Annotated in this window: 3 protein-coding genes; 1 reads left to right on the top strand and 2 read right to left on the bottom strand. The window is 65.8% G+C overall.

The window, feature by feature from the left end; translation table 11 throughout:
• On the bottom strand, positions 1-827 hold an 827-nt coding region (locus JHD07_RS17260), incomplete at its 3' end, for an alpha-hydroxy acid oxidase (protein WP_291624364.1).
• 301 nt (positions 828-1,128) lie between these two features.
• Between JHD07_RS17260 and JHD07_RS17255 the strand changes: the two genes are divergently transcribed.
• Positions 1,129-2,466 (top strand): S41 family peptidase, encoded by a 1,338-nt coding sequence (locus JHD07_RS17255; protein WP_291624348.1) that lies wholly within the window; start codon positions 1,129-1,131, stop codon positions 2,464-2,466.
• Positions 2,467-2,549: 83 nt separating this feature from the next.
• Here the strand turns inward: JHD07_RS17255 and JHD07_RS17250 are convergent.
• The coding region (locus JHD07_RS17250) for an EAL domain-containing protein (RefSeq protein WP_291624345.1) at positions 2,550-4,523 on the bottom strand (1,974 nt) is incomplete at its 5' end.

Here is a 4,523-nt window from a genome sequence, read left to right as displayed (position 1 = left end):
CCTTTCACGGCCTCGACGATCTCGGGCAGCACATGCATGGCACCGCGGCCATGGTCGAGCTGGCGGCCGCCATGGTTGGAGACGTAGATCCACTCGACGCCGTGATCGAGCGCGATCTGCGCGTCCTCGGCGGTGGCGATGCCCTTGAGAATCAGCGGAATCCTGAACCTGTCCTTGATCATCTTCACGGTCCGCCAGTCCAGGCCCTTCTGGAAATCGCCGCCGGTGGCGCGCAGGCGGCTCTCGCGAACGTAGCGTTTGGCGATGTCACGTTCACGACGGCTGTAATGGGCGGTGTCGACGGTCAGACAGAACGCGGCATAGGCGTTCTTCTCGGCCCGGCTGACGACATCGGCGACGAAGGCATCGTCCCCGCGGACATAGAGTTGGTAGAGCCGCAGCGCCTCGGGGGCCGCCTCGGCGGTCTGCTCGAGGCCAGGCTCGGACACCGAGCTCAGCATGTGCGCCGCACCGAAGGTGCCGGCAGCGCGCACGACGCTCGCCGCGCCATCGGGATCGAAGACCTCGAGCGCGCCGACCGGGGCCAGCACCACCGGCAGGCGCATCTTGCGGCCGAACTGCTCGACGCTTGCATCGATCTTGCGCACGTCGCGCAGCACGCGCGGTCGGAAGGCGATCTCGTCCAGCGCCATGCGGTTGCGGCGCATCGTCGTCTCGGTCTCGGCCGCGCCGATGATGTAGTCCCAGGCATTCTGGTTCAGATTGGCGCGCGCCTTCCGGATGAACTCGTGCAGGTTCTGGAACGGCTCGTCGCTGGCGCCGAGCTCGACGTTCCGCTCCGGCAGGATGCGGGGCGCTTCGTTCATTGTCGTCCTCCCGAGAATTTGAACTCTTATCCGTCATCGCCTATCGCGTCCGGCCCTCCAAAACCATCCTTAAATCGCATAGCTGTGAGACGGCAGCGGGCACCGGTTACTGCGTTGCGCGAAGCGGTTTCGGAACGTTGCCAAAAGTTTAGTCCAAGGCGAAGGGATTTTTCGGTATGCCCGCCGACGTGGCATCCCGGCCTTGAAGAAACCGGAATGGTATTGTGAGACGGGCGCCGGATCGCCATTTGCATGGCGCCTGCCAGCCTGAAGAGAACCGCCAAGCAAAAGGCACCCATCCATGCGGAAATCCCTGCTGTTCCCCCTCGGCGCGCTCACCGGAGCGTGTCTCACCCTTCTGGTAGCCAGCCCGCAGGGCGGCGTGTGGGCGGCGCGGGCGGCAGTGGGCGCGGACGACGTCTATTCCCAGCTCAATCTGTTCGGGGCCGTGTTCGAGCGCGTCAAGGCGAGCTATGTCGAGAAGCCGGACAACGCCAAGCTGATCGAAGGCGCCATCACCGGCATGGTGACCTCGCTTGATCCGCATTCGCGCTACATGAACGCCAAGTCCTGGACCGAGATGCAGGAGACCACCTCCGGCGAGTTCGGCGGGCTCGGGATCGAGGTCACGATGGAGGATGGCCTCGTCAAGGTGGTCTCGCCGATCGACGACACGCCGGCCTCGAAGGCCGGCATCATGTCCGGCGACCTCATCAGCAAGATCGACGGCGAGGCCGTGCAGGGCATGACGCTCGAGCAGGCGGTCAACAAGATGAAGGGACCGGTCGACACCAAGACCAAGCTGACCATCGTGCGCAAGGGCGCAGACGCGCCGCTCGAAGTGGCAATCACGCGCGAGATCATCCATGTGCGCCCCGTGCGCTTCCGCGTCGAAAACAGCGATATCGGCTATATCCGTATCACCTCGTTCAACGAGCAGACCACCGACGCCCTGAAGAAGGCGATCGCCTCGATCACCAAGCAGGTCCCGTCGGAGAAGCTTGCGGGCTACGTGGTCGACCTGCGCAACAATCCGGGCGGCCTGCTCGACCAGGCCGTGTCGGTGTCGAGCGCGTTCCTGCAGCGTGGCGAGGTCGTTTCGACCCGCGGACGCAGTCCGGAAGAGACCCAGCGCTTCACCGCGCATGGCGGCGATCTCACCAGGGGCAAGCCGATCGTGGTGCTGATCAACGGCGGTTCGGCCTCGGCCTCGGAGATCGTCGCCGGTGCGCTGCACGACCACAAGCGCGCGACGATCATCGGCACGCGCTCGTTCGGCAAGGGCTCGGTCCAGACCATCATTCCGCTCGGCTCCGGTAACGGCGCCCTGGCTCTGACGACGGCACGCTACTACACGCCGTCAGGCCGCTCGATCCAGGCCCAGGGCATTGCGCCCGACATCGAGATCCTCCAGGACGTGCCACCGGAGTTGAAGGGCCGGATGGACACCATGGCAGAATCCCAGATGCGCGGACATCTTTCGGCCGGCGAGGGCGGCGAGCAGACCGGATCGCAGTCGTATGTTCCGCCGAAGGAGGAGGACGACAAGGCCCTGCACGCGGCGTTCGACTTCCTGCGCGGTGCGCCTGCGAACGAGGTTGCCGCCAAGTCTGCGACGAAGGCTGCAGTGCCGAACTAGACCTCGCGACGTTCGTATCATGGATCGCCCGGGAGCGGGTAACCGCTTCCGGGCGATTTCGTTTTGGAAGCCGTTCGTAGCCGCTAACCGGCTTCGCGGCGGCGGCTCTCGCTGCCCTCGCGCCGGGCCAGCCGGCTGCGATGCAGTGCGAATAGCTCCAGCACCTTGTCGGCCGGCTTGGCGGCACTGAACAGATAGCCCTGCATCTCCGAGCAGCCGAGCGTGCGCAGCAGACGCTGCTGCTCCTCGGTCTCGACGCCCTCGGCCGTGGTGGTCATGCGGCGGGCGGTCGCCAGATTGACGACGGCCTGAACGATGCTGGCGGAGCCGTCGGGGCGGGCGATGTCGTCGACGAAACAGCGGTCGATCTTGATCTTGTCGAACGGGAAGCGGTGCAGGTAGCTCAGCGACGAGTAGCCGGTGCCGAAATCGTCCAGCGCAATGCGCACGCCGATGGCGCGGAGCTGGTGCAGGATCGCGAGCGCGGCATCGTCGTCGCGGATCAGGACCGCCTCGGTGATCTCGAGCTCGAGCCGGCTTGCCGGCAGGTTCGAGGCGGCCAGCACCGCCATGATCTTCAGTGCCAGCGTGCCGCTCTTGAACTGCACGGGCGAGACGTTGACGGCGAGGCGGATGTCGTCGGGCCAGCCTGCTGCGTCCCGGCACGCGGTCGCCAGCACCCATTCGCCGATCTCGTTGATCAGGCCGGTGTCTTCGGCAATCGGGATGAATTCGGCAGGCGAGACCCAGCCGCGCTCGGGATGGCGCCAGCGCACCAGCGCCTCGCAGCCGGTGATGCGGTCGTCCTTCAGCCCGATGCAGGGCTGGTAGTAGACTTCGAGCGCCCTTTGGGCGATGGCTTGGCGCAGGTCGATCTCGAGCTGCCGCCGTTCGCGGACCTTGGCGTCCATCTCGGGCTGGAAGAAACGGTAGGTGCGGCGCCCGGCGGACTTGGCCGCGTACATCGCCATGTCGGCGTTCTTCAGGATCTGGTCCAGCGCCGTGCCGTGTTCCGGCGCGAGCGCGATGCCGATGCTGGCGTCGGTGGTGAGATGATGGCCCATGCAGTCGAACGGTGTGCGGATCGTCGCGAAGACCCGCGCGACGAGCTCGTCGACCTGGTCCGACGACCTCACCGCGCTCTGCACGATGGCGAACTCGTCGCCGCCGAGCCGCGCCACGAAGTCCGCCGGACCCGCACAGCGGCGCAGGTTCGCGGCGACCGATTTCAGCAGCTCGTCGCCGACGAGATGGCCGAGCGCGTCGTTGACGCCCTTGAACTCGTCGATGTCGATGTAGTGCACCGCAATCTGCTCGCCGTCGCCGACCGCGGCAAGCTCCTGCCGCAGGTGCTCATGGAACATGGCGCGGTTGGGCAGGTCCGTCAGCGCGTCGTAATGGGCGAGGTGGGTGATGCGCTCCTCGATGCGGCGGCGTTCCGTGATGTCCTCATGGGTCGCGACCCAGCCGCCGTCCGCGAGCGGCTCGTTGAGGATGTGGATCGAACGGCCGTCCGTGGTATCCACCACCATGGAATTGCGGACATGGATGTTCTTCAGCACCAGTTCGACGTAAGCGTCGACGTCGCCCGTGAACGAGCCGCTTGCTTTGCGATGGCTGATGATGTCGTGGAAGCTGGAGCCGGGCTTTACGATCTCGGGCGACAGTCCATACATCTCGATGTAGCGCTGGTTGCAGACCACGAGTCGCCGCTCGGCGTCGAACAGCAACAGGCCCTGAGTCATGTTGTTGACGGCGCGGTCGAGCCGCTGCTTTTCCAGCGTCAGCCGCTCGCGTGAAAGACGGTGCTGCTCCAGCAGCTTGCGCACCACCGCAATCAGCACGCCGGCGATGGCGAGTGCGGACGAGGCGGCGATCGAGATCAGCATGCCGATCTGCTCTCGCCAGTCGGCCAGGGCCGCCGCGCGGGGCGTGGAGGCCATCACCAGGATGGGGAAGTGGGGCAGGGCTCGCGAGGAAACCAGCCGGTCTTCGCCATCGACGGGGCTGGTGAAACGGCCGGCAAAATGATCGAGCCCGAACACCCTCTGATGCTC

This window comes from Bradyrhizobium sp., assembly GCF_016462955.1.
Lineage (GTDB): Bacteria > Pseudomonadota > Alphaproteobacteria > Rhizobiales > Xanthobacteraceae > Bradyrhizobium.
The sequence above is the reverse complement of the archived record's forward strand: the minus strand, read 5'-3'. Positions and strand labels throughout refer to the sequence as shown.